The following is a 25,629-nucleotide window of genomic DNA, read 5'->3' on the forward strand; positions in this document are numbered from 1 at the left end:
GGCTTTTTCTGCCATTCCGGAGGGCTGAGGCTATATTTTCAACTTGCCTTCTATGGAATCGTCCAAGGTCTGACCCGTTGCCATACCAAGGAGCATCTTTACACCTGCAACCAGGTTGCCGTGTTTGTTGTCCCAGTAATATCCCTCAAGAGACTGAACTTTGATGAGCGAAATCCTTGGATCGTCTTCGCCTTCGGTAAACCAGGTTTTCATCACCGGGCTCCACAATTCTTTAATTTTTGATTTATCGTCAGAAAGCGTTGCTGTTCCGTTCAGGTATAGAAAATCGGAATGTTTGGAACCCTGAAAATAGAGCTTCACTTTGGGATCAAGCGCAATTTCCTGATTGGTATGGCTATCGCTGGCACTCACAATCCATAGATTTCCTTCCTCGTCTACTTGCTGGACACTCATTGGTCTTACCCCATTTGAAGGTCCGGTAACCGGCTCCGTGCAAAAAAAGCAAACGTCCGACTGCCCGATCAGTTCCCGCACTTTTTCTAAAGCGTATTTTCCAGTCAGGTTTTCCTGATTCTCTTCCGGTTGATTCTTGTTAATGCTGTTCATAAGATACATTTTTAAGATGTTGACTGGTATATCAACAAGTCAAAGCCTTAAAATGTTCTGTATCCCGCCTTACTGGGCCTTCATGGCATTGCTGATCGCCTTGATTTTTTTCAGCTCATCCTTAACATTGCTATGCCGCTGATAGTAGATGGAATGGTAAGATAAATCCTCTTTATTGTTTTTAAAGTTCTCCGGATTTTGATTGATATCCATCTTTATAATGCTGCTGTTGATGGCCTGAATAGGCGCAGCAATGATATTAACGGCCAGGTTTACTGCTGCCACCCCCACCTCTCCGGCTACCTGATCGCCGAAATCGGGTTCTTTTTCCCGATCCTTTCTGACCCGGACCTGAGAATTGGGCAGAGTTTCATAATTCCTATCGGAAAAAGGATCATATTTAAAAGGCGTTTTAATGTCGTATGGTGTCTTGGAAGCGCGGATCCGGATGCTTTTAATGTCTGCCCCTTTCACTAAAATTAAAGAATCTCCCTGTTGCAGCGTCAATGCATCCTCCGTGACCTGATACAATATTCCTTTCTTTTTACCATCTTTCGTTTTTACGATTGCAATGTAAGAACGGACAACCTGCGCCTGCAGGCCGAGCCCAAAACACATTACAAAAAGGAAAACAAAATTAACTTTCTTCATAAATCAGGAGGGTAAACAGCTGAAACAGCATCCGGCTTACTACAAATGTAACATTTCGGCCCACAGCGACAAGAAAAAAATCACCCTCAGGAAATCAAATTTTCAAAAAGAAACCATTCTCCATTAATTAAACTGTTTTCTAAAGGCCAGTGGCCTAAGGCTCGTCTTGTTTTTAAATATTGAACCGCATTTAAAGACATTCCAATACTTTCAGGGGCTTAACATCCCTGAAATAAGGATTCAACAACTTCAGAAAATCTTCCGGAGGCATACATGGTTTTTTCCTGGACCGGTTATAAGGAACAAGCAATACCTGGGCAGTGCTGATGAGTTCAAGTTCTTCGTTATAAAGTTCGTACCTCAGCTGAACCCGGAATGCCGGCAACTGGTCTAAAAAGGTTCTGATCGTAATCAGCTCATCATAATGCGCAGGTTTCAGGTACCGGATGCTCATTTCTCTTACCGGCATAATGATGTCCAGTTTCTCGAAACAGGTATAAGGCATCCCGATTTCGCGAAGCAGTTCTACCCTTGCCACTTCCAGCCATTCTGCATAATTGCCGTGGTAAACATAGCCCATGGCATCGGTTTCCCCATACCTCACCCTCAGCGTGGTTTCATGTGCGTACATATCCCGGAATTGAAGCATAGTCAGAACGCACGAGCCGGTAAGCGCAGGATTTTTTCAATCCTGCTTCTTTTTCTATCAGGCCCATGTTTAGCAGTAACCTTAAATTTGTATAGACAGTAGCCCAGCTGATTCCATGTTGCTGCCTGAGGAGCAGCCAAAAGTCCTCGGCACTCTCAATCCTGTCCAGGCGGCAAAGCTCCTGTATAATGATGACCCTTCTAAAGCCGGTTTGATAACCCTGTTGCCGAAGGTAACGTAACATTTCATCTTCCATAAATTAATCCTTTAACAGTTCCCTGCTGATGACCAGTTGCTGAATTTCTGAGGTGCCCTCCCCGATCGTGCACAGCTTGGCATCCCGGTAAAACTTCTCTGCCGGATAATCCCGGGTATAGCCATAACCTCCAAAGATCTGTACGGCTTCGGTGGCATTCTTTACCGCTACTTCTGAGGCATAGTATTTAGCCATTGCGGCCGCTACCGTTACTTTTTCGCCCGTGTCTTTTAAGCGGGCTGCTTCACGCGTCAGCAATATCGAGGCCTGCAGTTCTGTGGCCATATTGGCCAGTTTAAAAGCGATGGCCTGAAAGTTCGCGATCGGCTGTCCGAATTGTTCCCTCACTTTTGCATAATCCCTGGCCACCTCATAGGCACCCTGGGCAATCCCGACCGACAAGGCCGCGATGGAAATCCGGCCGCCATCCAATATTTTCATCGCCTGACGGAAACCATCTCCCGGATTTCCCAGTAAATTTTCCCGGGGAACCCGGCAATTGTCAAAATGTAAGGCGGCTGTTTCTGAGGCACGCATCCCCATTTTATCTTCCTTTTTACCGGAAGAAAATCCGGGTGTGCCCTTTTCCACCACGATGGCAGAAATGTTGTTCGACTGTCCGATTGCTCCGGTTCGCACCATCACCACGGCAATCTGAGCGGATTCTGCATGGGTAATCCAGTTTTTAGCACCATTCAACACATAATGATCGCCTTCTAAAACTGCCGTTGTTTCCATTCTCAGTGCATCCGATCCGGTATTCGCCTCCGTCAGCGCCCAGGCACCAAGCCATGCACCTGAAGCCAGAAACGGCAGCCAGCGCTGCTTTTGGTATTCGTTCCCAAACATCAGAATATGATTGGTACTTAAGGAATTATGGGCAGCAAAAGAGAGGCCTACCGCACCACATACTTTACTAATCTCTATGATAATTTCTATATAATCGGCATATTGTAAACCGGCCCCGCCATATTCCTGCGGCACCAGTACGCCCAGCAGGCCCAGCTCACCCAGTTTCTGAAAAACTTCCAGGGGAAACTGCTGGTCCTTATCCCAGTCCATCATTTCCGGACGGATGTGGCGATCGGTAAAGTCCTTCACCATTTCTAATATCGATTCTCTATATTCGGTTGCAACGATTGCATCCAGGATAGGCATACTACTCATAACTATTGATTTTAAGATATTCCTTAACTGCTTTCCATTTATTAAAGCCTTCCAGACTTTTAAGTTCGCCTTTGGCAAGCCATGCCAGTGCTTCATCGGTATGGATAAAGACCTTGCAGGCCCCGGCAGAGATGGCTTCAAAATTGGTTTTACATACTTTCTCATACCTGGATTCGGGAACAACAAGCGCAATGCCCTGCTCATATTGCTGAAGTAAGGGCAGGTATTTCTGCATCCATCCTTTCGCCATTTTCCCCAGGCCGGGTGTATTTTCAAAACTGGCATCGTCCCTGATATTGAGCAAAGCATAGGGTTGTTCCCGATCCAGCCATTTCCCATAATGGCCGAGAACTTTCAGGTAATCTTCCGGGGAAACCGTTCCATAACTCAATGAAATATTTAAAGGGTAAAACAAGTCTGTACAAGTGTGGTTGATCATTTTCTTTTGGATGTATTTGTTTTTATAATGATGAAGCCATCATGCGCCTGTAATTCATAGGGTTTTATAAGCAACAGGTGCATGATGCTTTCAGCGCATCAATTGGGTTTAACAAGCGCTTCCTTTTTTTCTGAAGCCTGCTTTTTCCTTTTTCCTGTGCTGAGGTATTCCCAGCCTGCCGTGAGCAACATCGTCAGTGCAATAAACAAGATGAGGTAAGGCACTACCAGTCTGCCCGGCAGGGAGTTATAAGGTGTAAAGGCCCATCCCCAGTAAATCAGAATCCATTGAAGGATATAAATTCTTGTGACATTCCTGCTGCAGAAACGAATTCCTTTGGTGATGCCTGCGGTGAGGTAAGGACTGAGGAAAGAAAGCAGGGAAAGGAAGGTCAGCAGTTGTCCGCAATACATGATCAATGCCCCATGTTTCCGGTGGTAATAATCCGATCCGAACTGCCCCTCAGGGTCAACCTTTATCAATAGGAAACCAATCGTGAACAGGAGGAGCCCAATGCCAAGAAAGATCAGCATCGTGCGTTTTAAGCTGCTGTAATTGCGGATAAAATACCCGGCCGTCATCCCGAGTAAGGGAAAGGCCAGCCATGGGAAAATGGGAAAATAGACCTGGAAATTCTGCCCGTAAAACAGCTGCAGAAAATAGTTTTGCGGGGCATACTGTTCCTGATACAGGAACGGTGCGAGGCCCAGCAAAGGAATGGCCAGCAGCAATGCCCAGATCTGGTAATTGCGGACGTACTGAAACAGGAGCGCGCAAAAGATATAGGCGATCCCGGCAAATTGCAGGATGTCGGCAATAAAGATGAAGCTCAGCAGTCCGGCAGTATCGTTCAGTCTTCCTGTTTCCGCAAACAATGCTTCAGGAAAAGTTCCGAACAGGGTAATCGTAGGAAAGAACTTCAGGAAATTGAGCACATATCCCGTCGCGATTAAGATCAGTCCTCTGGAACAGATCTGCCGGGGTGTTTTAGGAGAAGACAGAACAATGGCCAGCCCCATGGAGAAAATAAAGGCAGGTGCACCGATGCCTTCTGCGCAGAAAGCGATCCAGGTGATGGCAGTAGAACCGATCACCTTTGGCGTACCATACATGATTACAATGTGTCCGAGGAACATAAAAAAGACCGCAAAGGCTTTCATGATGTCCAGGGCAATGAATTTATTTTGTGGTGTAAGCGTTTTCATATTAAGTTTAATTGTTCAGATTTAAAGGCCCATGGGAATCCCAAAGTCCTGGAAAGCAATCCGGTCTTCCAGTTCAAATGCTTCTTTTTCGGGTCCGAGGATATGGTTGAGGATGCGTGCATTGCGGTATGGCCCCATCCCCAGGTCTGAAGTCAGAATCCCATGGGAAGAAAGCTCTGCATTGAGCACATAGATCTCCCCCTCATTTTTGTCGACACTAAAATTTGCCGCTACTTTAAATCCGCCGCTTTCATCCCGGTTGATCCGGTCGTTCACAAACTTCAAAAACGCCGGTTCCTGATGGCGGTAGCCTGTTGCCAGGATCACATAGTCCGACTGGATTTTAAAATCTTTTTCCAGCTGGGTATGCTGTAATCCAAGTTCAAAACCGGTGTATTTATTGCCCGTTAAAGATTGCAGCAATACATTGGGCAGGATCCTGATCGGCAGCGGTTCCTTTTTATAGAGGTCTTTATGGTACAGTTCATTGTAAATCTCATCGATCAGTTCCTGGTTGATGCCCTTATATAGGATTTCCTGACGGGAAATGATCTGCGCCCTTTTTTGTTCCGGAAGGCCATGGAAATAGCTCAGGTAATCCGGTGAGGTATGCTCAAAGGTCAGCTTGGAGTTTTCCATCGGGAAAAAGCGTTCTGCTGCCGTGATCCAGTTCAGTTGAAACTGCTTATCGTCCATTTCCTGAAGCAGGTCCTGGAACATTTCCGCAGCGCTTTGTCCGGAACCAATAATGCTGATGCTGCTTCCCGGCTTGAGGTAACTCTTCCGGTACAGGTACTGCGAGGAATGGAACACCCGTTCCCTGCTACATTCTTCGGCACATTGCGGCATCAGGGCAGTCGTCCCGGTACCTACCACCAATCTTTTGGAGAGATAGGTTTTAGTGCTCCTGTTGATCAGGTCATGAACGCTGATCTCATAATATCCTTCCGGATGGTATTCAATTCCCGTAACGACATGGCTAAAGCGGAGCTCCGGCAGCTGATCTGCCACCCAGCGGCAGTAATCATTGTATTCTTTTCGTGTGACATAAAATGTTTCCTTAATGCAGAACCGGAACAGCATTTTCTTTTTCTTCAGGTAATTGGTAAAGCTGAAGGGATTGGTAGGATCAACGGAAGAAACCAGGTCGGCAAGAAAGGGCACCTGTAAAGTACTCCGTTCAATCAGCAAACCGGGATGCCAGTTGAAAGAAGGGGCCTGTTCAAAGAACAAGGTTTTCAGGGGCAGTTCATGGGATAAGGCCGCAAAGCCCAGGTTAAAAGGTCCGATGCCAATACCTATGACATCGAGTATGTTATTATTGTAGTGATTCATGATAGAGATAGGGTTTAGATATTCACGTAGATATTGGTGCAGGAGCGCTCCAAAACGTCTTTTACTGCTTCCTGAAACTGCTCCCTCAGGCAGAAGGTCAGATTGGAAGTCTTATAAGGCAGGACTAAAGCCTTGTTGAATTCACAGCCTACTTTGGTAATGAGGTTATGTGTCCCCATATGTGCCGCTGAGGCCTCCCCGATCATGCGGTGCAGTTTATCAAAGGAGAAAAAGTGTTCCATACACATGGTCAGTGCATAGTAGGAAAAATTAGGAATGCGGCGTTCTGCAGGGGCAATCAGCATGTGGAAACCATAATCTCCGGGATGAAAAGGATAATACTTGCCCACTTCATCTTTGATGGCCCAATACAGTTCCAGTGTAAAGATCGGCTCTCCGTTCAATGTCCCGATATAGGGATGCGAATAGTCTACCCCCAGGTGTTTGATGTAGGCTTCTTCCAGGTCTTTGATTGGCCCGTCCATCTCCCAGAACTTCTTGGTATAGTCCATGTTCACCCATTCATGGAGAATCTCGATATCCGTTTCCGGATTAAAGCCGCGAATGGCAATTTCCAGCTCTCCGTTATTGAAATAGCGTTTGTGCACCACTTCACCCGCACCGGGCTTGATCAGTTCAGGAACATAATACCGGGTATTGATCACATGGTTATGTACATGCAGGTACCTTTCTGTATACTCCTCTTCTTCTTTCTTTTCCAATAGCTGAGGGAGGCTGGCCCTGACTTTCAGTCGCACTGCATCCAGAAAATCCGCTTTACCGGCATGTTCCTTTTTCACATGATTCAGCTCTTCGTTCAGGTATTCCAGGAGTCGTTCTTCAGAAAGGAAACCAATCATACCGACGGCCCGGATCAATGGATAAAGGTGATGTGCCAGCAGGTGTGCCGCTAAGAAAGTGTTTAACTTCTCCCGGTTAAAGTTTTGCGGCAGCAGTGCCAGGTTTAAGGTTTGCTGCGTTCCCGGGAAGACGATTTGTTCCGGCAAGCCATCGTCGTCCAGGCATAAGCCGGTATGGAGATAAGTTGGCGAAAGCAAGACCCCTTCCTTCAGGTAAAGGTCTAAAGTACTTTTCAGCAGCTGATACATATAACGTTGTGCCCATTGTCCCGCTGCTTTTTCCGTTCCGATTTCCTTCCCCCTGGAAAAGGAAAGAATGGCACCCTGCAGCAGGGAGCAGGCATCCTGGTCGCCAAACTCATTAAAGAACAGGTCGCTGGCATGAAAATCATCATTCGGTGCCTTTTCCTGCCAGCGCGTCAGCGCCTCGTTTGCTTCCGCAGGGATCAGGTATTCCTGAGGCACATAATGTTCCAGCTCCCGCGATAAGGAATGCTCGTAAGCTGCCCCCAGGTCTTCCAGTTTGCGCTGTAATGCCGGTTTGGAAAGGTCCGGATAGATTTCCCTGATCAGGTGGTTTAAAGCCACATCCGGAGTGATCACTGTGAGCACATCGGTTCCTTCCTTGCGCCATGCCGGAGCAGGACCAAACAGGTGAAAGCCCGTCAGGGAATGGTAAGTAAGTGGATAATACAGTACGGAACCGGCTTGCTGAAGACTGATTTTAATGAAAGCATTTTCAGCACCGCTTTGCATATACGCCGCCAGGTCCTCATCATATTTCGGCAGCAGATCAAAGTAATACCAATGGTTATATTCGCGGAGAATTAAGTTCAACAACAGATTAATTTGGTTGTTTTTGTCGTGTGGAGCCATAATACAATTGAATTTTATAGGTAAGATCGGTTTGAGAACGGGATTGATACTGCGGTAAAATTAGCCTGGAACCTCCCTGGAGAGTTTACGAATTCGGAACTGTTATTTACTAATTTGGTTTTTTTTGTCGCCGGAGCTAAAAAAAAAGCGCTTACAGACGAATCCGTAAGCGCAGCGTTAACGAGAGGGAATTTTTATTTTGAGGAGTCCAGATTTCCGGAACCATCTTTTTGAAGGAAGAAACGGAAATTGAGGTAAAACTTCTCTGAGCTTTCCGTCGGGTTTTCCGGGCTGTCTTTATAGACACTCTGGATCTGCAGTTTTGCATACTTCCCTTTATTGGTTTTGAAGATGATCGTCCTGTTTTTCAGCGGCTTGACCACTTTCAGCAAAACGCCATTCTCAAAGGCAGACATCCAGCCCAGGATCCCCGGGCTTGTATCTCCGTTCAGGGTAAAACTTGCGTTGCCATATTTGCCTTCGTAATCTACCCTTTTGTTGTACACCTCATCATTGGCCGGGGCCTCAGTAACCTGTTCAAAGGCTTTGGCTACAATCGTCATGAGTGCCTTCCCCTCATTTCCGGGGATCACACTTCCGGAGGTATAATTGCCATTGTTGACAATGATCCTGTTTAAATCACAGTCGAACGCAAAATCCCATTGATCGGTCCGGTGTGCCGATGCCGGCAGCACCTTCTGTTCATCAAGGCTATAGTACCATAAGCCTTCCGCGTCATCCTGAGCATCAGGAGATTTCTCCACGATCTGATCGGCAACTTTCAAATTGGAGACCTGCGTGAAATGCTGTGCAGGGATCACTTCCGCAACAGGCTGATCCTTTTTACAGGAAATCAGGATCAGTGTGCACAACACAGCGCACAGTGTAAATTTTGTAGTTTTCATCTAAATTATCCTTATAGTCTATCCAGACCCATTATTCTGATGTAGCCGGCAGCACTGGTAAAACCGGAGACTGCTGTTGTGGCGATTGGTGATGTTGCTGAACCAAAGGTTCCTGTATTCAGGGCAGGGATTTTCCTGATTCCGGCATTATTGGCCGGAGTAGAATTGTTGTAGATGAAGTAAACCTCATTGTTAATTAACCTGGCATTCTGATAAGCATAATAATTATCCAGGGGAACATTGAGTCTTTTGCTCGCTTTAGTCAGCGCATTTACCGCAGTCCATTGCCAGATATCTGAGCGGTAAGAAACACCATGTCCTGATCCGAGATAGGTAACATCTGTTTTTGGAATTTTTGTATAAATGATGTTGTCATGAACCAGTAAGGCATTAAACTCACCTTTTCTTCCCGAAAAATTAGCTGCCATATCGATGTTCCAGCTGGCATTGATGGTATTTGAGGCGGCATCTATTTTCAAGATTTTAGAGAGGGAGGTCGAGGTTGCCATGTTTCCCAGCGTAGAGAAATAAATATCTCCCGTCACTTCATCTCTGGAAACCAGGGGCGCATCATTAAACAGTCCGATATTGCTTGCTCCGGTAAAAGAACTTACCGTGATGTGGCCTGTAGATTTATTAAATGCGGCTACATACACATTGTTGTCGGCCTGCACCACTTGTTTCAACGAATTGTAGCTATTGCCAAACAAGACATCAGCAAAGATATAATCGCCACGATCGATGATCATTTTTGAGCCGATCAGTTTGGTCGAGGCAGTGGTTGTTATCGGGTTCGTTACATTGCTTGCAGAAGGGTTAAACACTGCGGAGAAATCGATCGCTGTATAACCGGCTGCAGTCATTGGCGTAGCGGTCGGGTTAAACCTGAAAACCTTCAGGCGTTCTGCTGCAGGCGTCGCATCTGCATTTGTATAATAGGCGGTATCCGGTTTATATAATGAAAAATTGATCTCATTCGTTTGCATCAGGGGTGATCCTCCAAGATTAAAGAAGGCACCGCTTTCTGTAACAGCTCCCGTTGAAGAAACGCTGTACCGCTGAATCCCCCGGCTCCCTACGTTACTGCTGCTCAGCTTATAAAGGTAATTGAATGCGGCCCGGCCTCCTACTGCATAATTCACCCCAAAGTTCCCTGCTGCAGGGAAAGACAAGGTAGCAGGAAGTGTACCATAACCATTGATCGCGCCAGACCAGTAAAGGTCTCCTTTACCTCCCCATACCACCCATGGACCTGTAGGGCTCGTAAAACTTGGCGCCGCAGCCATACCGCCATTGAGCTTTAAAGCGCCGCTTTCATTAAAGGCTTTATCTTTTTTACAGGAGGCTAAAAACAAGGTTGCCGCAGCGGCAAACATCGCAAATTGTGATTTTAAATTCATCGTACTTGATTTTGGTTTTTAATTGAACATTTATTTAATTGTCGAGAGTTCCCATCGGAGTTTTACTGACACAGCCCTTCCCGGGCGTTCCATATAAAAATTGTCAAACAACTTCTGTTGAGTCAGGTTATTCACTTGCAGGGAAATGCTGCATTTCGGATTTTCCATATAATGAATAAATCCGGCGGTATAATTTTGCTGTCCCAGACGGCGATCGCCTGGAATCCAGAAATTACGGGGTTCATAATCTTTTGGATAAGGTTTAAATAAGCCCAGGTCTTCTGCCCCGTCGATCCAGTTGAATCGGTGCATATAGTTCCAGTAGCCATAAAATTCTGTTCTGCTCTTTTTTTGAAGGAGCTGGTCAAACATCAGGCGAAGCTGAAGGTTCCCTAAAATCGGAGGCTGATCTGCCAGTCTGGAAGGTTTATCACCTTTAATCTCCAGTCCGAGGTCTTGTTTGACATCCATATAAGTTCCGTTTCCGGAGAGCATCAGGAATTTAAAAGGCTTGTACATGACCTCCATTTCGATCCCCTCGCTCGTCACCACCGTTCTGTTGGTGTAATAGCTGTAAGGAATATCCCTGACCAGCATGATCCGCCCGTTGGTGCGCCGGCTAAAGTAATTTGCCGAGAGGTTAAAGGCCCCGGCCTGTTGGGCCGCAGCACTATATTGAAACTGGACATTATAATTATGGCTTTTTTCCGGTCTGATCCCGAAATTAGATTTCACGTTATACGAATCTCCGAAGACTTCAAAATCATCCGGCATCCTTACGGAGTGCTCATAAGAGGCTTTAATTACCCATCCGGATGCTGGCCGGAAGCTGATTCCCTCCATCCATCCCCAGGCTGCTGTAGAATCGCGAACGGTTTTCTCCGATCCGGATCTGCCAATGGTAGAATATCCGGATGTTTTCATTTGATATCTTTTCACCGCAATCAGGTTCTCCAGTTTTTCATCCAGGAAACGGGAACGAAAGCCCAATGCAGAGATGTGTTTCGCATACTTCGCAGGTACGGTATATAAATCCAGTTCGCCATTTCTGGTCATCCCGCCAAGCGGATCGGTTCCTATTCTGTCATAGCGGGTATAGATGTGGTTTAACTGAACCTGATGATCCGGAAGCACATCATACACTGCATTAAACCTCAGCGTGTAAAAGTTGTATTTCAGCCTCAGGGCATTGCCCCCATAAAAGAACTCCCCGGGATGCCCTTTATCGCCCTGCAATTCACCAAAACGGTTATAGACCAGAGAAGAGGTATCTAAAAAAGTGGTTTTGATGCGGCTGTACCCTAAGACTGTGCCCAGCCTGAGCTTCCCGGAAAGGAAGGATTTATCATGTTTCAACAGCTGGCTAAAAGTTCTGTCATTGTTGAAAGGGTGCCTCGTCATGGCATCATTTCTCCCGTTTGAGGGGATTCCCGGCAATTGTGGCAATTGCTTATAAAACTGTGAGCCCAGGATGGTGAAACGCAGGTCATCGGCCCAGGATTTGTGCTTAATGCCGAGATACAGTTCTGCAACCGGGGCCTTCAGGATGTTGTTTCGAAAAGCACTGCGGACGGTATTGTCAAAAACCAGGTTATTGTCGCCGGGAGAGATCCAGCCTACATCCCTTTTGTAATTGTTGTCGGAATAAGTGTATGCCGCATTTATCCCTGCATAGGCCTTGTATTTTTTAAATGGCAGATAGGCGCTGACCGTTGCCCGGTGGGTGTTAAAGGAGCCCAGTTCGTAAGAGGCTTCCAGGGTAGTAACCGAGGGGGCCCTGCTGACAAAGTTAATCGCGCCTCCAAGGGCATCTGCACCAAGAGAAACGGGTAATGCGCCTTTATACACTTCTATACGGTCCAGCATATTGGAAGGAATGAGGGAAGGTTCGAAGCTATGCCCGTAAAAACTCAGCGGAATCCCGTCTTTGAAAACGGCGATGGCTTTTCCGTTCAGGCCGTTCAGGTTGATGTTTACCGGATCCCCGAGGGCCCCATCCCCTCTCAGCTTTACGCCCGGTACCCGGTTCAGCAATTCGATCAGGTTTCCGCTTTGACCATGGACCGCTTTAAGGTCGATGATCTCGATGGGCAGCGGAGATTCCTTAAATTCCCGGATCAGGGTCTTCCCGTTGATGTTCACTTCCTTTAGTCTGTTCTGCTTTTTTACAGCGCTGCTGTCTTTTAATTTTTTTACCGGTTCCTGTGCCTTTAATGCCTGATTTGAGAGAAATACAGGTGCTGTAACCATAAATAATAAGCCCATGATGCCGAGTAGCAGTTTTCCCATATTTATCCTATGACTTTAATAAATTATCCGGGGCGAATCTAGCGGGATATCCGACTGTACTGTTTACCAATTCCGATCTATTATTTACCAATTCGGAACTTTTTATGACTTTTAGTTTGTCATAAAAATGTCTTATTTAGGATTCTTCCACCGGAGTCGGCAGGTATTACATAATTTAGAATAAGTATAAATAACTACAAGAATCATCCCAACGATTATGAAATTCAATCTCAATGCCGGTTCCTTTTTAGAAGAATTGCATTACAACCAGTCAGATGCCCACGTCATTACCTCAGGTTCCGTATTAGAAACCAAAGCCAGCTTTGAACATACTTTTGGAGATGTCCGCTACAAAGAAATAAAACTAGAGATCGGGAACATCCTGGTGGGCGACTATCAGATCAAAGAAGCCCTGTTGCTTTCGAGCGAAATGACCGAGCCTACCATAGAAATGCATTTTAACCTTGGAAATGCCATTCGCATGGGCGAAGATGGCTTTGCCAGTTCCGACATTTATGGAATGCGGCAAAACATCCTCGGCGTCCAAAGGGTTAAAGGTTCTGTAGAATTTGAAGCCGACATGTCCTATAAGACTTTCGATATTCACCTTTCTGTGGACTTTGTTAAAAAGTGGTACGGACAGCATAAAGTACTGGACCGTTTTATCGATGATTTTGAAAGAAACCGAACGAGTACCCTCTATCCTGATGCCATGCACATTACCCCGGATATGCAAAGGATCATTGGCGAAATCAGTAACTGTCCTTATTCCGGATTCATCCAAAAAATGTACCTGGAGGCAAAAATTCAGGAACTTTTTATCCTTCAGCTGGATCTTTGTGAGTGCATGATGAACATTGGAAATCAATACAAACAGGCGCTAAGCCCTGCTGATATTGAACGGATTCATGAAGCAAAACGCTATATCGAACAACACCTGAACCAACCGAAAACTATCATTGAACTGGCCCACCTGGTGGGTACCAACGAATCAAAACTAAAGCGTGGCTTTAAGCAGTTGTTTGGCACAACGGTATTTGGCTACATGCAGCAAAGGCGTATGGAACAAGCCAGAAGGATGTTTATCGAGGAGAACAAATCGGTAAGTGAGGTTGCCCATTTTGTCGGCTATGCGAATCTTTCCAATTTCACGAATGCCTTTAAAGTCTATTTTGGCTTTCCTCCAACGATGCTGAAGAGCGGGATTCCTTATTAAGAAAGCAATACAGCAGCTTCCGTACAGCAATTCCTGCAGGTTCAGGATGCTGATTTATTGGCTGATTTTTTTGTTGATTTATTGGTTGATTTTTCGAGGCTCTTTTTAAGCAGATGTCGCACAATCTTTCGGATAAGGTCTAAGGGAACCGGTTGGTTCAAAGGAAACTGAACCGTTCCCTTACTTGTTTTATAGGGCTCAAAATCGACTTTAAATTCTTCAAGTGTTGTCGGTGCAGGATACAAACCGATGTGCTTTTTAAAAGCTGCAAAATACACCAGGTTCTTTTTGTTGATGCGGAATGCCGGAATCGCATAACTGATCGTTTCTTCCGCGTCCGGGACCACTTCTTTTATCGTTTCCCTAATCTGTTCTAACAATACCTGAACCTCTGCGGGAAAACCAGCAATATATTCCGCTATATTTCCCGCATGTTTATTGTGTTTTGTATTTTCCATACCATAAATTTAAACAAAATCACCTATCCAAAGACAATTGATTCTTTACCAGTTGATAATAATCCTGCCTGTTATTGATTAATTCATGATGTGTTCCTTGTTCTGCTATCAACCCTTTATCCATGACAATGATATGATCAGCATTCCTGACCGTACTTAGACGATGGGCCACAACAACAACGGTCCTGCCTTTGAGAAAGGTTTCCAGATTCTCCATAATTATTCTTTCATTATTAACATCTAAAGAATTAGTTGCTTCATCAAAAAAGATATACTGAGGATCCTTATAAACTGCACGGGCTATCAGGATACGCTGGCGCTGCCCCTGACTAATTCCCTTCCCTGTGGCTCCAATTATTGTATTAAGACCTAAAGGTAACTCTTCAATAAACTCATTGATATTGGCAACTTTTATCGCATGTAGTAATTTGGGGATATCAGGATATTCATCACTCACTGCGATGTTCTTTGCGATCGAATCTGAAAATATAAATCCATCCTGCATCACGATGCCACATTTGCTTCTCCAATAATGAAAACTGATTTCATTTAAATTGTGATCTCCCACGCTAATTTTGCCTTCCTGGGGCAGATAGAACCTCAATAGCAACTTTAAAATAGTGGTTTTACCACTTCCGCTCATTCCAACGATTGCCGTTGTTTTACCTTCGGGTATACTAAAACTAATGTTCTTCAAGACCAAGTCGTCCCATGCACCTGGATAACTAAAAGTAATCCGATCCAGCATGATACTTTTATTCAAAGGTAATTCATATAGAAAACGATTACCTATCGGTTCTTCGTCTTCCATTTCATAAATTTCATTGAGACGTTCCAGACTAATTTTGACATCCTGCAACTGTTGCATGAAGCCAACGAATTGCTCTATCGGACTGTTAAGCTGACCTAGAATATATTGTATTGCCATCATGCTCCCTAAAGTCAATTTCCCCTCTATTACTGCGCTGGCGACAATGAAAGTGATGATGATATTCTTGCCTTCGTTAATAAAAAAAGCACCAAATTGTTGATATTGACCAAGCCTTAAATTGCTAATACTGAATTTAAACAAGCGGGATTGTCCTCTTTCCCATTCCCAACGCTTTTGGTGTTCACAATTGTTTAGTTTGATTTCCTGCATCCCCATAATCAATTGCAATACTCCCGTTTGATTCCTTGAGGAAATATCAAAACGCTTAAAATCCAGCTCTCTTCGTTTTTCAAGAAAGATAACCACCCATATGCTGTACAAAACGCTGCTTACAAAAAAAATAAAAAAGACATTTAGGTTGTAATAAGCCAATACACCAGCAAAAAGAACAAGATTAAAAAATGAGAAAATAGTGTTCAGGGACGTTCCTGTAAGAAAACTCTGTATTCTTCCCTGATCACTCATTCTTTGCATAATATCACCAGCCATCCGTGTTTCAAAAAAGCTCATTGGAAGTTTCAGCATCTTAATGAGAAAATCGGTAAGAATAGAAATATTTAGTCTTGTGCTGATGTGCAGTAACACCCAGGACCTGATCAGGTCCACACTTAACCTCCCTATTAAGAGCATAATCTGAGCAATAACAATGATATAGATAAAGCCAATATTTTGGGTATTAATCCCGACATCTACAATTGCCTGGGTTAAAAAAGGCACGATCAACTGCAATAAGCTGCCAACCGTTAAGCCAATAAAAAGTTGACCGATCAATCTTCTGTTTTTCAATAGATAATCCGATAGATAGCTCCAGTTCAGCTTATGAATAGGATCTTCCTTTTGCAAATAAAAATCACTTCCCGGTGAAAGTATTAAAGCTTCTTCAACCGGGGAATTTGCATTCTTCATCTTTAGCCAGAGGTTTATAAATTCCTCCTCGGTATATTTAATGAGTCCTCTTGAGGGGTCAGCAACATGATAAACTTTTCCTTTTGTCCGAAGTTTTGAAGGAACCTGATACAATACCACATAATCGTCTTTTCTCCAGGGTAAGATACAGGGCATTTCCAACTTCAATACCTGCGTAAGATCAATCTTAACAATTGTAGGGGAAAGCTTCATTTTTTCCGCTGCATAACGAATGCCTCCTAAGGTAATTCCATATCTTTCAATCCTGGAAACCTGCTGTATCCGCTTTAAAGTAAAATTAAGTCCATAGTGCCTCGTGATCATTCGTAAACAACAGACCCCACAATCCATCTTGGTGGATTGTTTATAAAAAACAATCTTCTTTATGGACTTTTTATTAAACCACATTTAGTTGGATCTTAATAATCGCATAAGCAAATAGCTAATATAAGATTCCTCTTTATTCTTTATTCCGAGCCTGTTATTGGTCATATGAAAATAACTGTCCAGAATACATATATATTTAAATGCCTGTACCGACAGATCTGGTTCATCAGCTGTTAAAGAAACCTTAAACGGTGAATCCAGCTTTTCAAAATCAGATTTTAAAGATACGATACCTGATTTCCAATTGTCCAGCCACATTAGTTCCTTATCTTCCAGACTAATGTTATTCGCAGCAGAAATCAACTTTTTCAGGTTGCTCTTTTGGGAAATAAATGACAATTCAAAAGCTTTAAGTGCCTCTTCTTTCCTTCCATTCATCATTTCAGGATCCATTCCGTTGTAAAAATTAATCGCGGCGATCATCCAATTATTGACAATACACTGGAATAAAATCCCTGCTTCTTCTAAAGAAAGCTCAATTAAATGGCTCAGTAATATCCAATGCATCTGAATTGCACAACCGATTGCTATTTCAGGGCTTAGTTTGTCTGTATTTTCATAAATTTCCAATATGGTATTTGAAGACAACTCAAATAGTTGCTCAGCAAAAGCTAAACCATGCACTCCTCCATACCGGTCTTCTTCGGGAATGTATTCTTTTTCAAGAAAAACCAGACTGCTGCGATGAACATACTGTTCCAGCTGGCTATAAATAAAGGGCTTAATTTCTTTATTAAGCTTCGCTATTGTCGAAGATACTCTAAATCTGATATGAGGGCCGCCCTCGCTGTACCTGATAAAAAAAAATCCATTTATCAGTTCTTCCCGGTAAAGTGTCTTTACTATTGGACTAAGACCATATTTTAAAAAATGATCAGCAGTAGTACCATCAAGATAGATGTGCAACGACCACCACTCAGTTCTCATAATTATACCATTGAACTACAAACTCCGTAACAAATCTTTGATTATTTATTTTCAACATATCTTTTGAGGCGGGCAACATCTCTTCGAGCTTTACCATCGAGATGATTTTCTTTAAAGTTTTGACAAAAAGCCGAACCAGCAATGGGTTACAAAAATTAAGATACTGAGGCTTATGTTCATTTTTAGATTTCACTTTAGCATGATTAAAGGCCTTATCTACTGAAACAAAAAATACTTCTTCGGGCATATTTTGCTGAAGACGCCATTCATTAATTCTCATGAAATGCATGGCTTCTGTCTCATCATTCCCCTTTAAAGGAAATTTTGAAACTGGAATAAACCAGGCCTGCCGTTGGATTACAAACTTATTTGCAATCGTGATCCTTGGAGAACCAACGATCTTCCCGCTTTCTTTCTGCAGGTTAAAAATAAAACCATTTACCGCATTTGCCAACGGAATGAAGTTGATGTAGTTCACTTCAGAAAACCTGTCCAGCAATTGAAAAAGTTGAGACCTGCTGTTCTGCCCCTGGAAGGTCATATCATAAACTCCTATTTTTTTACTGCTGTTTTTATGCCTCAATTCTAATTTTGACAGTGCGGCATCTATAAAAATTTCAATTGATGAAATTGGTATGGTCTTGTCAGGAGAAACATTATTATTACCTCCGGGAATCTTCACTTCATATTCCATAATCGTGGGATGAAGATTTGCGTTAAAATAAGAAGCATCGGTAACCTCCATCATCAGCACCTCACTGTTTAATAATTCTGCATTCCATTTCTTTAAATCAGCAAAGAAATTTGAGGGAAAAAGATGAATAAATCTGCTGAACATCTTACCACAGCCCGGAGAAACGTGATTAATTACAAATTTCATGTCCTTCTCTTTATCGTCAATCCACGGCTGAATAAATACGGCATAGGAATCCATCGAAGCTTTTATACCGCTCTCTGTCAAAGGAGCAATCAAAGATGACGGCAAATCGACTTTTGAACTGTTAATATTGAGCCTGGATAAACCTGACTGAAATTTCTCAGTCCAGATTTCGTTTTCCTGTTTTTCCGGGATCTTCTTTTGATCGTCAACATCGACTGTTGTATCCTGCTCTTTCACCTGATCTTTCGCTTTTACATTTCTATAATAATCTTCATAAAAATTCAGGAACGGAATTCCTTTTTCGGCACTATAATTACTCTGGAAATATTCCAGCATTCTATTATTTTCATATTTAAAACCTGAAAAAGCACCTAATTTCAGGATGTTATCATTCACCTCCTTAATAGAATCTATCATTGATTCATTGGAGAAAACAAAAGAACAAGACCTTGTTGTATCCTCATAAAAAATATGCTCAGGCTTGAAATAGAACCGGGTCCAGTCCTTCCTTATAAATTCTCTTTCCTCGCTTTTTTCCCTTTTTTCGTCGGCATTGGTTACACGCTCAGATGGAACCTGCACAATAGCCAGAGGTTTGATCTCCTCGAACGAAGAACGCTCGGATTCAGGAAGGTCAGCCAACTCATGCAGATATTTCGTACATGAGCGAAACTCATTAAAAGCAATCTGTAAAATCTCCTTTCTCTTTTCCGTTCGTTCAACTTTAAACTGCGTTGATAACTTCTTAAGCAAAGTCAGGTGCAGGATCAGTTCTTTTACTCCTGTTATCCCTTTATTGTTAAAATAAGCAAGCTTCCTGATTAATTTTAAGTTCCAGTCCGGATCAGTTCCGGAAACTCCAAAATCAAATTCAAGAAATCCAAGATCGATTAGCCGTTTAAGAAATGATTCAGCCTCCAGGGGATCAGAACCAGTAAGCTGAACAATAAGCTTCAATACCTGATTGAATCTTGGGGCCCGCTTCCTTTCATTAAAATAAGCCTGTAAATAGGTTAAGATTTCAGCCTTATTCATCGTCTGAAAGGCTTCCACATTATTGTGGTTCGTTAAATAATTGAAATTTGAATCGTCCGAAGTAACAGTCGGGTTTAGCGTAAGTTCAAGCAGGTTGTAAAATCCTCTGTACTTAACCAAAATAGACTTTAAAAACTTAAGCAAACCGATATTCAACCGGATATGACTTTCAACAGCCATTTCGGAGCTGCTGATTGAACCTTCGGATTGAATAGGTTGATTTCCATTACTTACGACCTTGGATAGAGCCAGATTCGTAAAGGAACTAAATGGTGAGGTCTTGCAGCACATCCTCGTCAGATACTTTAAAACACCTAATTCAATCTGGAGTTCATTCTTTCCAAAACGATCAGCTGGAGTGCCTGCGTAGGTATTTAACCGATTATAAAACTGACCGCTGGAAAATAAAAGACCATTCCTTAGGCCCTGATTGTGGGCAACTATATTTTGAAGTTTCTGACGAATGTTGATTGATGTCTGGTGATATGCCTTCTCTATCTTATCGTCAAAAGACCTAAGCAAATCTTTAACATCAATATATTCGGTTATTTTCTCAGCGGTTTCTTTTGAAACCACATCAATTAAGAAGTTCTTATCTCCTGCGCTAATTGGTCGTTCATTATATAAATTCCTTCTGAGCCCTTTGAGTTTGTCGCCTGCCACAGCGTCAATCCCCTCAGCTATTCTATTAAATAGTCCTATGGAGATATCCGCTTTAAGTTTTTCCTTTTGAACCTTCAAAGCATCATATCTTGCCAGAAAATCCATTAACGGGGCGGTCTCTACATTTAGTTCATCTATTAATTCATAGGAATCGCCGCCAACTCTGGATAATACCCAGGGAAATATTACTGGAACCATAAAACTTATTAATCGTAAAAGATAAAAACAAGATATGTAATTTAAAACAATTTTTTATATGACATTTTTATTTCCATCAACCTCTTCATTTCATGTGTTTCAGGCTGAAAATCGACAATTATTTATCCTAAATCTATAGCGTACCAGTAATTTTATTTATAAAAAATATTTATATGAAAAACATTTTTTTGAACTTTAGATTCTAAAATATATATTTGATAGTATCGCGATAAGAAAATCCAATTCTTGACTAACAATTAGGCCTCCAATGCTTTTAACTATCTGAAATATAGCCTAAAAGCCACTTTCATTCTGTTGCTTGATCTTATAACCAAACATTAAAATAGATTATGAAAAAGTTAAAAATTGAAGATTTAAAAGTTCAAAGCTTTGTCACATCCTTTTCTAATCCTCAGGATACAGAACAGTTTGTTGGAGGGGCCGAAACCGGAACAGCTGTGACTTGTACCGTTATGGACGGGCAATGCACCATGGCTGGCTACTGCACACTTGGAAACTGTGGAACTACTCCATGTAGTGTGCCAACAAATGCGAATTGTATGGCATTTAGTCAACCTGAACACGAATGCAGCAACGTATTCTGCGGCTCGGTAAATGCGTCATGTGCAAATGGAGCGAATTGCTGGATAGACCCACTCTATCCGCTGCCTATTTAAGAGACTCCAATTCTTGACCAGCAATACGCTTCCAATGCTTTCAACTATGTAAAAATAGCTAAAAGCTATATTTATGCGACTGCCTGATCTTATAACCAAACATTAAAATAGATTATGAAAAAGTTAAAAATTGAAGATTTAAAGGTCCAAAGTTTTGTCACATCCTTCTCAAATCCTCAGGATACAGAGCAGTTTGCCGGAGGAGCGTATGGAGACAATCCCACTGTTCTGGAAGGGGATTGTACTAAAGCTTACTATTGCACACTTGGCGATTGTGGAACTACTCCATGTGGTGTACCAACAAACATGCACTGCATGGCATTCAGTCAACCTGAACACGAATGCAGCAACATATTCTGCGGCTCTGTAAATGCTTCATGTGCAAATGGGGCAAATTGCTGGATAGACCCACGCTTTCCGCTGCCAATCTAAGAACCCAACAACCTCAATATTCTTTCTTAAATCTAACTGATAGATTTAAGAAAGAATTAACACTTCCAGCCTAATCTATTTCCAAAGCCATAAAGACACCTTGAGCACCAGGAGCTTCCCCACCGTAATCACCCAACCAACCGCTATAAAATTCAGTATTTGTATATCCAATATGCCCGATTGCAGGGTCAGCTACCCAAACAAAGTCTGGAGTGCTTCCATAAACTACAACAAAATGAGATGTGCTCCAATGTACGATACAAGGACATTCAATAGATTTGAATTGATCATAATCAATCTTTGCACAGAAAGCGCGAAAGCCCAGGGCCTCAGCAGCTCTGCTTAACGTAATCAGAGATATTTTTTCTTGTTTAAAATCACATTTCGTCTTAATTTCTTCAATACTATACGATTTACCATAATACTCGGTAACCATCTTTAAACAAACTGGCCCGCAATCGTTTAATTCCAATTGCCTGTAGAAGGGAAAATAATCAAAGCTTTTAACCATAAGTATCAACTGGAATTTGTATTTTACTTTTACTATAAGGGATCAGAAAAGTTGATTTGATCAGCTCACATACCTGTCCAAAAATCAATTGATCAACATCAGTCCCTTCTATCAAACCACGCATTTTTCGAATAACTTCAGCAACAGTCAGACCTTTCCTGAAAGCTTTCAAAAGTGTTAATGAAAAGTCGTTTAATAAATGATACCTGGAACTTTTACTCATTTCGAAAACCAAATAATTAAATTCGCCTGAGTCTAGTTTCAATTTAGAAAACACAACAGAATCATTAACAATAAACGATTCTCCCAAAAGATCTTCAAAACCCAATTTCAGCAATAACGAATTTTGCTGCACCTGATCTCCCTGATAAACGAATTCATATGCATAGCTTTTTAACTTTTTTCGTAGCGAAAGTCTACCGGCTTCAAAACGATAAATCCGTTTTGTATCTATATTTTTCCGGCTATAATCTTTCATACAAGACTTCAACTGATCTAAAAGCCCTAAACTACCTATATCGATGCCGTTTAACACGGATTGGTCGTAGTCATGGTTAGTCTGCAATAAAGGAAAGGAACTCCGGAGCAGAGCATTCAAAATTAACTGGTCGTCAATAGCAATTGTTGAAATCATCTTTTTCTTATAAGATGGCTTCGGAATCAAATAATTATTAACCTCGAATGGATATAGTACAGATAACAGGAAAAATGCGATTCCTGCATTTCCCATAAACAGGCTTGAATCTTCTGCCATAACAGAATGGCCATTGTTAAAGCAAATTCCATTTTCATAATCTGATACAATAGCTTCGGCGACGGATACCGCAACCTCAAAATATTGCTTTTTGCCTGTAAATTTAAATGCTTCCAGATATAGCATTGCATTTCCTCCCAACCCATGGCACAACGTAAACGTTTTAAATTGATCAAAGCCACTTAGGGTCCCTGTTGTGGCTTTTAGTGCTCTTTTGATATCCCGCTGTAAAAAATCATCCGGTATCAGTTCCGCCATTCTTATTCTGCTTAAGCCTATTCCTGGTGCTCCATGACACCAGGCGCTCATAAACCTTGGTCTAAAGAAAGGATCAAAATCTCCTGATTTAAATGCATGCTGAAGTTGATCGCAGGTTTCAGGCTCATACATACCACGCCTGAAATCCGGCCAATTGCCATTTTTAGTACTAAAATTTTGATTTTCGTAGTATATGGCTTGTTTGGCAAATCTAATCAGGGAATCATTATTAAATAAAGATCCGGTTTCCATCAATACCCAACCTATACCTCCGCTTCCATGAGAAAATCCACAAAGTGCCTGAATAGTGTGCTCAGATCTGTCCCAGAAAACACCTTTATCAGATAACTCTGCGGCATCAATTATATAACGGGATAATAATTCGATTTTCTCCAGTATTTTTGGGTCTTGTCTGTATTCATACAAGTGTAGAAACCCTAATAAAATGCCAGCGCGCCCATTCAGTAAATCATCAACAGGACTATCAGTTCTTCCTTCATTATCCAGGCTGTAATCCTCAACCATCAAAAAAGATTCAGTTAAATAACGCTCATTACCAGTCAGATCATAGGCTTGAAGCAGGATATACGAAACCCCAATTCTTCCTGTAAAAAATGCATAGTAATTTGTCGGATGAGCCCGAACATAACCAATCAGCCATTCACAACCTTTTACAATCAGCTCCAGATACCGCTCATTTTTAAGCGTTTTGTATGCTTCAATCAATAACAGTATAATTCCCCCGGTACCGGAATATATAGGTTCTGATTCAGCGGCATACAGTTTTCTGTCCCTCTTCACGGAAGTTCTCCAGAAAGCTTCGTTTTCCGTTTCTATAACTTCAGATAAAATATTGTCGATGATACCGATACAAGTATTTCTAATTTCCTTCAAAGATTCGGACATAGGCTCTAAACTACACGTTATTAATTCAATTGTTATTTATTTAAATATAACATTACGGATCAAAATAACTATACGCCGGATTAAAAATAACTAATTTAGACTCCTTTACCAGTCCCTAGTGTTTTCGATAATTTCCAAAGCTGTTTCTTCCTTCAACCCGGCTTTTACAGCAGTATCTACCAGACATTCGTATAAGTCTTCGGCTTCTATGGTACCGATAAAACCCAGCTTTTCATCCAGCTTGTTGAGTGCAACAACTGCTTTTTTTAGCGCTTTATCCAGGCTTTTCAGATCGGCATTCAGCTGAAGTGCAGTAATCACTTTTTCCGCTTTCAGGATATGATCAGGTTCCACTTCATCTTTCCAGCTTTTAAAATATAGGGGTTCTACGTTTTTACGTTTCGCATTTCTCTTTTTTTCTTCTTCCAGCAATGCCCAAAGCAAGACCTGAAGCGACAAAGGCTGGTGGGAAACGCTGATCCCCGCTTCATTTTCGGTGCTTACTGCCGGAAGTACAAAGTCGTAAATCAATTGCGGATCAAATTGTTCCGGAACTTTCGCATTGGCAAAAAACTGAAGCTGATACTTATCCTTATAATCGTAATGCATCAGCGTATCTGTAAAACTGATATTGGGCTCCGTATTCCACATGCTGACAAACAATGCTGTTTTCTTCCAAAGGTGTCGGGTTACATAAACCTTAGTCAGCTCCAGGGCTTCAATTCCGGATGGCAGCCTTTTATAGGTCTTGTCAAAAACGACCATAAAATAGCCGAATTGATGTGCTTTATCATAGGGAGCAGGAAGATCTGTTGTGATGTGAATGACCTGCATGAAGAAAAACCTTTCATTCAGTTCCACATAGAACAGGTCTCCCTTTTTAATGTTGCTTGCAGCGATGTCGTTTTGCATGGGCTTAACTCTGATACTTTTTTTTGCCGTTACCTGTTAACCAAATATCTGGCTTTTTCTGCCGTAATTCCAGGCTGCTAAAACAATAGCTGTTAATTTACCGTTATAACCTGTAATTAAAGGGAATTGGAAGATTATGAAAAACAAGATTTATATTGTTGAAGACGATGTTGACATTAGCTTTATACTTGATTATTATTTAAGAGAAGAGGGATTCAATGTATCTGTATTTGGAACAGTAAAGGAATTCAGGCAAGCGGTAAAATCATCCATTCCGGATTTATTTCTTTTAGATGTGATGTTACCCGATGGGGATGGGGTCACGGTTTGCAACCAGGTGAAGGCTGATCCCAAGACCTCCTGGCTTCCGGTCATTATGATGTCCGCCCACCTTACCGATAAATATAACATCGGTTGTCCGGCGGAGGAATTTATTCCCAAACCATTCGACCTTGAAAGACTGCTGAAACGAATCAATTATCACCTGCACAATTCCGTACCGCATTAATAACCAGATAAAGGATATACGAAAAAGGGCTTGTCAACCGACAAGCCCTTTTCTTATGATCATTAAACAAAATTACCTTTTGCAATCCGCGGTCCAGGTGGCACCGTCTTTAATCACCAGCATTTTTAAGCTGCTGGCATCAATCGCGATTCCGGTAAGGCCTGAGCCAATACTCACATAAGAGTTATCGCTCTTTTTCTCGAACTTCACACCTGTGATGTCTGGAATATTACTTCCGAAATAAAAGTTGTAGGTCTCTCCTACCTTGCTCACGGTAATTTTTCCGTCTGAACTGACAATTTTATTGTTGTCCTTGTTGTAAGAGACATCCCCTTTGTAGGTACCTATAAAAAAGTCTGTCGTCGCCGGATCTTTGTCTTTCTTACAGGATACCATAATCGTCATCGCGATCATCAGCATACCGAAAATTTGAATTGTCTTTTTCATAGTGTAGTTTTTAATGTAACTTTC

General features: G+C 42.3%; 24 protein-coding genes and 1 pseudogene. 4 read left to right on the top strand and 21 right to left on the bottom strand.

Translation table 11 applies throughout. From position 1 onward, the window contains the following. Positions 1 to 30: 30 nt before the first annotated feature. The 12 genes from DBR43_RS00535 to DBR43_RS00590 form a co-directional block, all read right to left on the bottom strand. A complete protein-coding gene (locus DBR43_RS00535) occupies positions 31 to 567 on the bottom strand; it encodes a pyridoxamine 5'-phosphate oxidase family protein (RefSeq protein ID WP_124576890.1) in 537 nt (178 codons plus the stop codon). Positions 568 to 636: 69 nt separating this feature from the next. Beyond that, positions 637 to 1,218, bottom strand: coding sequence for a hypothetical protein (locus DBR43_RS00540; protein WP_124576892.1), 582 nt, complete (start codon positions 1,216 to 1,218; stop codon positions 637 to 639). A 190-nt stretch (positions 1,219 to 1,408) separates the two neighbouring features. Then, the gene (locus DBR43_RS00545) at positions 1,409 to 1,849 is read right to left on the bottom strand and encodes an acyl-CoA thioesterase (RefSeq protein WP_124576894.1); all 441 of its coding nucleotides are present in this window, start codon (positions 1,847 to 1,849) and stop codon (positions 1,409 to 1,411) included. Beyond that, positions 1,836 to 2,123 (bottom strand): transcriptional repressor, encoded by a 288-nt coding sequence (locus DBR43_RS00550; protein WP_124576896.1) that lies wholly within the window; start codon positions 2,121 to 2,123, stop codon positions 1,836 to 1,838. The genes DBR43_RS00545 and DBR43_RS00550 overlap by 14 nt, the downstream gene beginning before the upstream one ends. Before the next feature lie 3 nt (positions 2,124 to 2,126). Beyond that, entirely contained in the window at positions 2,127 to 3,290 is a 1,164-nt protein-coding gene (locus tag DBR43_RS00555) for an acyl-CoA dehydrogenase family protein (protein ID WP_233602791.1), read from the bottom strand. Next, entirely contained in the window at positions 3,283 to 3,729 is a 447-nt protein-coding gene (locus tag DBR43_RS00560; RefSeq protein WP_124576898.1) for a hypothetical protein, read from the bottom strand. The genes DBR43_RS00555 and DBR43_RS00560 overlap by 8 nt, the downstream gene beginning before the upstream one ends. Positions 3,730 to 3,827: 98 nt before the next feature. After that, positions 3,828 to 4,934: a heparan-alpha-glucosaminide N-acetyltransferase domain-containing protein gene (locus DBR43_RS00565; protein WP_124576900.1), complete on the bottom strand. Its 1,107-nt coding sequence runs from the start codon at positions 4,932 to 4,934 to the stop codon at positions 3,828 to 3,830. Positions 4,935 to 4,955: 21 nt separating this feature from the next. Beyond that, complete coding sequence (locus DBR43_RS00570; RefSeq protein WP_124576902.1) at positions 4,956 to 6,269, bottom strand: lysine N(6)-hydroxylase/L-ornithine N(5)-oxygenase family protein; 1,314 nt, start codon at positions 6,267 to 6,269, stop codon at positions 4,956 to 4,958. 14 nt (positions 6,270 to 6,283) lie between these two features. Then, positions 6,284 to 8,005: a GNAT family N-acetyltransferase gene (locus DBR43_RS00575; RefSeq protein ID WP_124576904.1), complete on the bottom strand. Its 1,722-nt coding sequence runs from the start codon at positions 8,003 to 8,005 to the stop codon at positions 6,284 to 6,286. Between the two features lie 194 nt (positions 8,006 to 8,199). Then, positions 8,200 to 8,910, bottom strand: coding sequence for an HmuY family protein (locus DBR43_RS00580; protein WP_124576906.1), 711 nt, complete (start codon positions 8,908 to 8,910; stop codon positions 8,200 to 8,202). A gap of 11 nt (positions 8,911 to 8,921) precedes the next feature. Continuing rightward, positions 8,922 to 10,310 (bottom strand): hypothetical protein, encoded by a 1,389-nt coding sequence (locus DBR43_RS00585; protein WP_124576908.1) that lies wholly within the window; start codon positions 10,308 to 10,310, stop codon positions 8,922 to 8,924. Positions 10,311 to 10,340: 30 nt separating this feature from the next. Then, positions 10,341 to 12,599, bottom strand: a complete 2,259-nt coding sequence (locus DBR43_RS00590; RefSeq protein ID WP_124576910.1) for a TonB-dependent receptor plug domain-containing protein — start codon at positions 12,597 to 12,599, stop codon at positions 10,341 to 10,343. A gap of 217 nt (positions 12,600 to 12,816) precedes the next feature. On the opposite strand from DBR43_RS00590, the gene DBR43_RS00595 reads away from it, so the two are divergent. Further along, positions 12,817 to 13,815, top strand: coding sequence for a helix-turn-helix transcriptional regulator (locus tag DBR43_RS00595; RefSeq protein ID WP_124576912.1), 999 nt, complete (start codon positions 12,817 to 12,819; stop codon positions 13,813 to 13,815). Positions 13,816 to 13,856: 41 nt separating this feature from the next. Here DBR43_RS00595 and DBR43_RS00600 read toward each other — a convergent pair whose 3' ends face one another. From DBR43_RS00600 to DBR43_RS00615, 5 genes and pseudogenes are all read right to left on the bottom strand, one after another. Continuing rightward, positions 13,857 to 14,273: an iron chaperone gene (locus tag DBR43_RS00600; RefSeq protein ID WP_124576914.1), complete on the bottom strand. Its 417-nt coding sequence runs from the start codon at positions 14,271 to 14,273 to the stop codon at positions 13,857 to 13,859. Between the two features lie 19 nt (positions 14,274 to 14,292). Next, entirely contained in the window at positions 14,293 to 15,990 is a 1,698-nt protein-coding gene (locus tag DBR43_RS00605) for a peptidase domain-containing ABC transporter (protein WP_233602925.1), read from the bottom strand. Positions 15,991 to 16,125: 135 nt separating this feature from the next. Continuing rightward, a pseudogene (locus tag DBR43_RS33255) lies at positions 16,126 to 16,518 on the bottom strand (cysteine peptidase family C39 domain-containing protein); the annotation flags it as partial. After that, entirely contained in the window at positions 16,519 to 17,424 is a 906-nt protein-coding gene (locus tag DBR43_RS00610) for a thiopeptide-type bacteriocin biosynthesis protein (RefSeq protein WP_124576918.1), read from the bottom strand. Continuing rightward, on the bottom strand, positions 17,414 to 20,200 hold the full coding sequence (locus tag DBR43_RS00615; RefSeq protein WP_124576920.1) for a lantibiotic dehydratase: 2,787 nt from the start codon (positions 20,198 to 20,200) through the stop codon (positions 17,414 to 17,416). Before DBR43_RS00615 ends, DBR43_RS00610 begins: the two co-directional genes overlap by 11 nt. A gap of 350 nt (positions 20,201 to 20,550) precedes the next feature. On the opposite strand from DBR43_RS00615, the gene DBR43_RS00620 reads away from it, so the two are divergent. Both DBR43_RS00620 and DBR43_RS00625 read left to right on the top strand, forming a co-directional pair. Further along, positions 20,551 to 20,877 carry a pinensin family lanthipeptide gene (locus DBR43_RS00620; protein ID WP_124576922.1) on the top strand — a complete coding sequence of 109 codons (327 nt, stop codon included), beginning with the start codon at positions 20,551 to 20,553 and terminating at the stop codon, positions 20,875 to 20,877. 114 nt (positions 20,878 to 20,991) lie between these two features. Further along, complete coding sequence (locus DBR43_RS00625; protein WP_124576924.1) at positions 20,992 to 21,309, top strand: pinensin family lanthipeptide; 318 nt, start codon at positions 20,992 to 20,994, stop codon at positions 21,307 to 21,309. Positions 21,310 to 21,379: 70 nt separating this feature from the next. On the opposite strand, the gene DBR43_RS00630 is transcribed toward DBR43_RS00625, so the two are convergent. The 3 genes from DBR43_RS00630 to DBR43_RS00640 all read right to left on the bottom strand — a co-directional run bounded on the left by DBR43_RS00630 (position 21,380) and on the right by DBR43_RS00640 (position 24,650). Continuing rightward, on the bottom strand, positions 21,380 to 21,820 hold the full coding sequence (locus DBR43_RS00630; RefSeq protein ID WP_124576926.1) for a cysteine peptidase family C39 domain-containing protein: 441 nt from the start codon (positions 21,818 to 21,820) through the stop codon (positions 21,380 to 21,382). Further along, on the bottom strand, positions 21,813 to 23,726 hold the full coding sequence (locus tag DBR43_RS00635) for a lanthionine synthetase LanC family protein (RefSeq protein WP_158622390.1): 1,914 nt from the start codon (positions 23,724 to 23,726) through the stop codon (positions 21,813 to 21,815). The genes DBR43_RS00630 and DBR43_RS00635 overlap by 8 nt, the downstream gene beginning before the upstream one ends. Positions 23,727 to 23,843: 117 nt before the next feature. Next, on the bottom strand, positions 23,844 to 24,650 hold the full coding sequence (locus DBR43_RS00640; protein ID WP_124576930.1) for a hypothetical protein: 807 nt from the start codon (positions 24,648 to 24,650) through the stop codon (positions 23,844 to 23,846). 136 nt (positions 24,651 to 24,786) lie between these two features. On the opposite strand from DBR43_RS00640, the gene DBR43_RS00645 reads away from it, so the two are divergent. Further along, entirely contained in the window at positions 24,787 to 25,158 is a 372-nt protein-coding gene (locus tag DBR43_RS00645; protein WP_124576931.1) for a response regulator transcription factor, read from the top strand. Between the two features lie 72 nt (positions 25,159 to 25,230). Here DBR43_RS00645 and DBR43_RS00650 read toward each other — a convergent pair whose 3' ends face one another. Next, complete coding sequence (locus tag DBR43_RS00650) at positions 25,231 to 25,605, bottom strand: hypothetical protein (RefSeq protein ID WP_124576933.1); 375 nt, start codon at positions 25,603 to 25,605, stop codon at positions 25,231 to 25,233. Positions 25,606 to 25,629 lie beyond the last annotated feature (24 nt).

Source organism: Pedobacter sp. KBW06, assembly GCF_003852525.1.
Taxonomy (GTDB): Bacteria; Bacteroidota; Bacteroidia; order Sphingobacteriales; family Sphingobacteriaceae; genus Pedobacter.

Coding starts and splice junctions, on each gene's coding strand:
- DBR43_RS00615 (WP_124576920.1), bottom strand. CDS start 20,200: ATGGTTCCAGTAATATTTCCCTGGGTATTATCCAGAGTTGGCGGCGAT.
- DBR43_RS00610 (WP_124576918.1), bottom strand. CDS start 17,424: ATGAGAACTGAGTGGTGGTCGTTGCACATCTATCTTGATGGTACTACT.
- DBR43_RS00535 (WP_124576890.1), bottom strand. CDS start 567: ATGAACAGCATTAACAAGAATCAACCGGAAGAGAATCAGGAAAACCTG.
- DBR43_RS00560 (WP_124576898.1), bottom strand. CDS start 3,729: ATGATCAACCACACTTGTACAGACTTGTTTTACCCTTTAAATATTTCA.
- DBR43_RS00630 (WP_124576926.1), bottom strand. CDS start 21,820: ATGGTTAAAAGCTTTGATTATTTTCCCTTCTACAGGCAATTGGAATTA.
- DBR43_RS00625 (WP_124576924.1), top strand. CDS start 20,992: ATGAAAAAGTTAAAAATTGAAGATTTAAAGGTCCAAAGTTTTGTCACA.
- DBR43_RS00645 (WP_124576931.1), top strand. CDS start 24,787: ATGAAAAACAAGATTTATATTGTTGAAGACGATGTTGACATTAGCTTT.
- DBR43_RS00590 (WP_124576910.1), bottom strand. CDS start 12,599: ATGGGAAAACTGCTACTCGGCATCATGGGCTTATTATTTATGGTTACA.
- DBR43_RS00540 (WP_124576892.1), bottom strand. CDS start 1,218: ATGAAGAAAGTTAATTTTGTTTTCCTTTTTGTAATGTGTTTTGGGCTC.
- DBR43_RS00550 (WP_124576896.1), bottom strand. CDS start 2,123: ATGGAAGATGAAATGTTACGTTACCTTCGGCAACAGGGTTATCAAACC.
- DBR43_RS00600 (WP_124576914.1), bottom strand. CDS start 14,273: ATGGAAAATACAAAACACAATAAACATGCGGGAAATATAGCGGAATAT.
- DBR43_RS00585 (WP_124576908.1), bottom strand. CDS start 10,310: ATGAATTTAAAATCACAATTTGCGATGTTTGCCGCTGCGGCAACCTTG.
- DBR43_RS00595 (WP_124576912.1), top strand. CDS start 12,817: ATGAAATTCAATCTCAATGCCGGTTCCTTTTTAGAAGAATTGCATTAC.
- DBR43_RS00650 (WP_124576933.1), bottom strand. CDS start 25,605: ATGAAAAAGACAATTCAAATTTTCGGTATGCTGATGATCGCGATGACG.
- DBR43_RS00565 (WP_124576900.1), bottom strand. CDS start 4,934: ATGAAAACGCTTACACCACAAAATAAATTCATTGCCCTGGACATCATG.
- DBR43_RS00555 (WP_233602791.1), bottom strand. CDS start 3,290: ATGAGTAGTATGCCTATCCTGGATGCAATCGTTGCAACCGAATATAGA.
- DBR43_RS00545 (WP_124576894.1), bottom strand. CDS start 1,849: ATGTACGCACATGAAACCACGCTGAGGGTGAGGTATGGGGAAACCGAT.
- DBR43_RS00575 (WP_124576904.1), bottom strand. CDS start 8,005: ATGGCTCCACACGACAAAAACAACCAAATTAATCTGTTGTTGAACTTA.
- DBR43_RS00580 (WP_124576906.1), bottom strand. CDS start 8,910: ATGAAAACTACAAAATTTACACTGTGCGCTGTGTTGTGCACACTGATC.
- DBR43_RS00620 (WP_124576922.1), top strand. CDS start 20,551: ATGAAAAAGTTAAAAATTGAAGATTTAAAAGTTCAAAGCTTTGTCACA.
- DBR43_RS00640 (WP_124576930.1), bottom strand. CDS start 24,650: ATGCAAAACGACATCGCTGCAAGCAACATTAAAAAGGGAGACCTGTTC.
- DBR43_RS00570 (WP_124576902.1), bottom strand. CDS start 6,269: ATGAATCACTACAATAATAACATACTCGATGTCATAGGTATTGGCATC.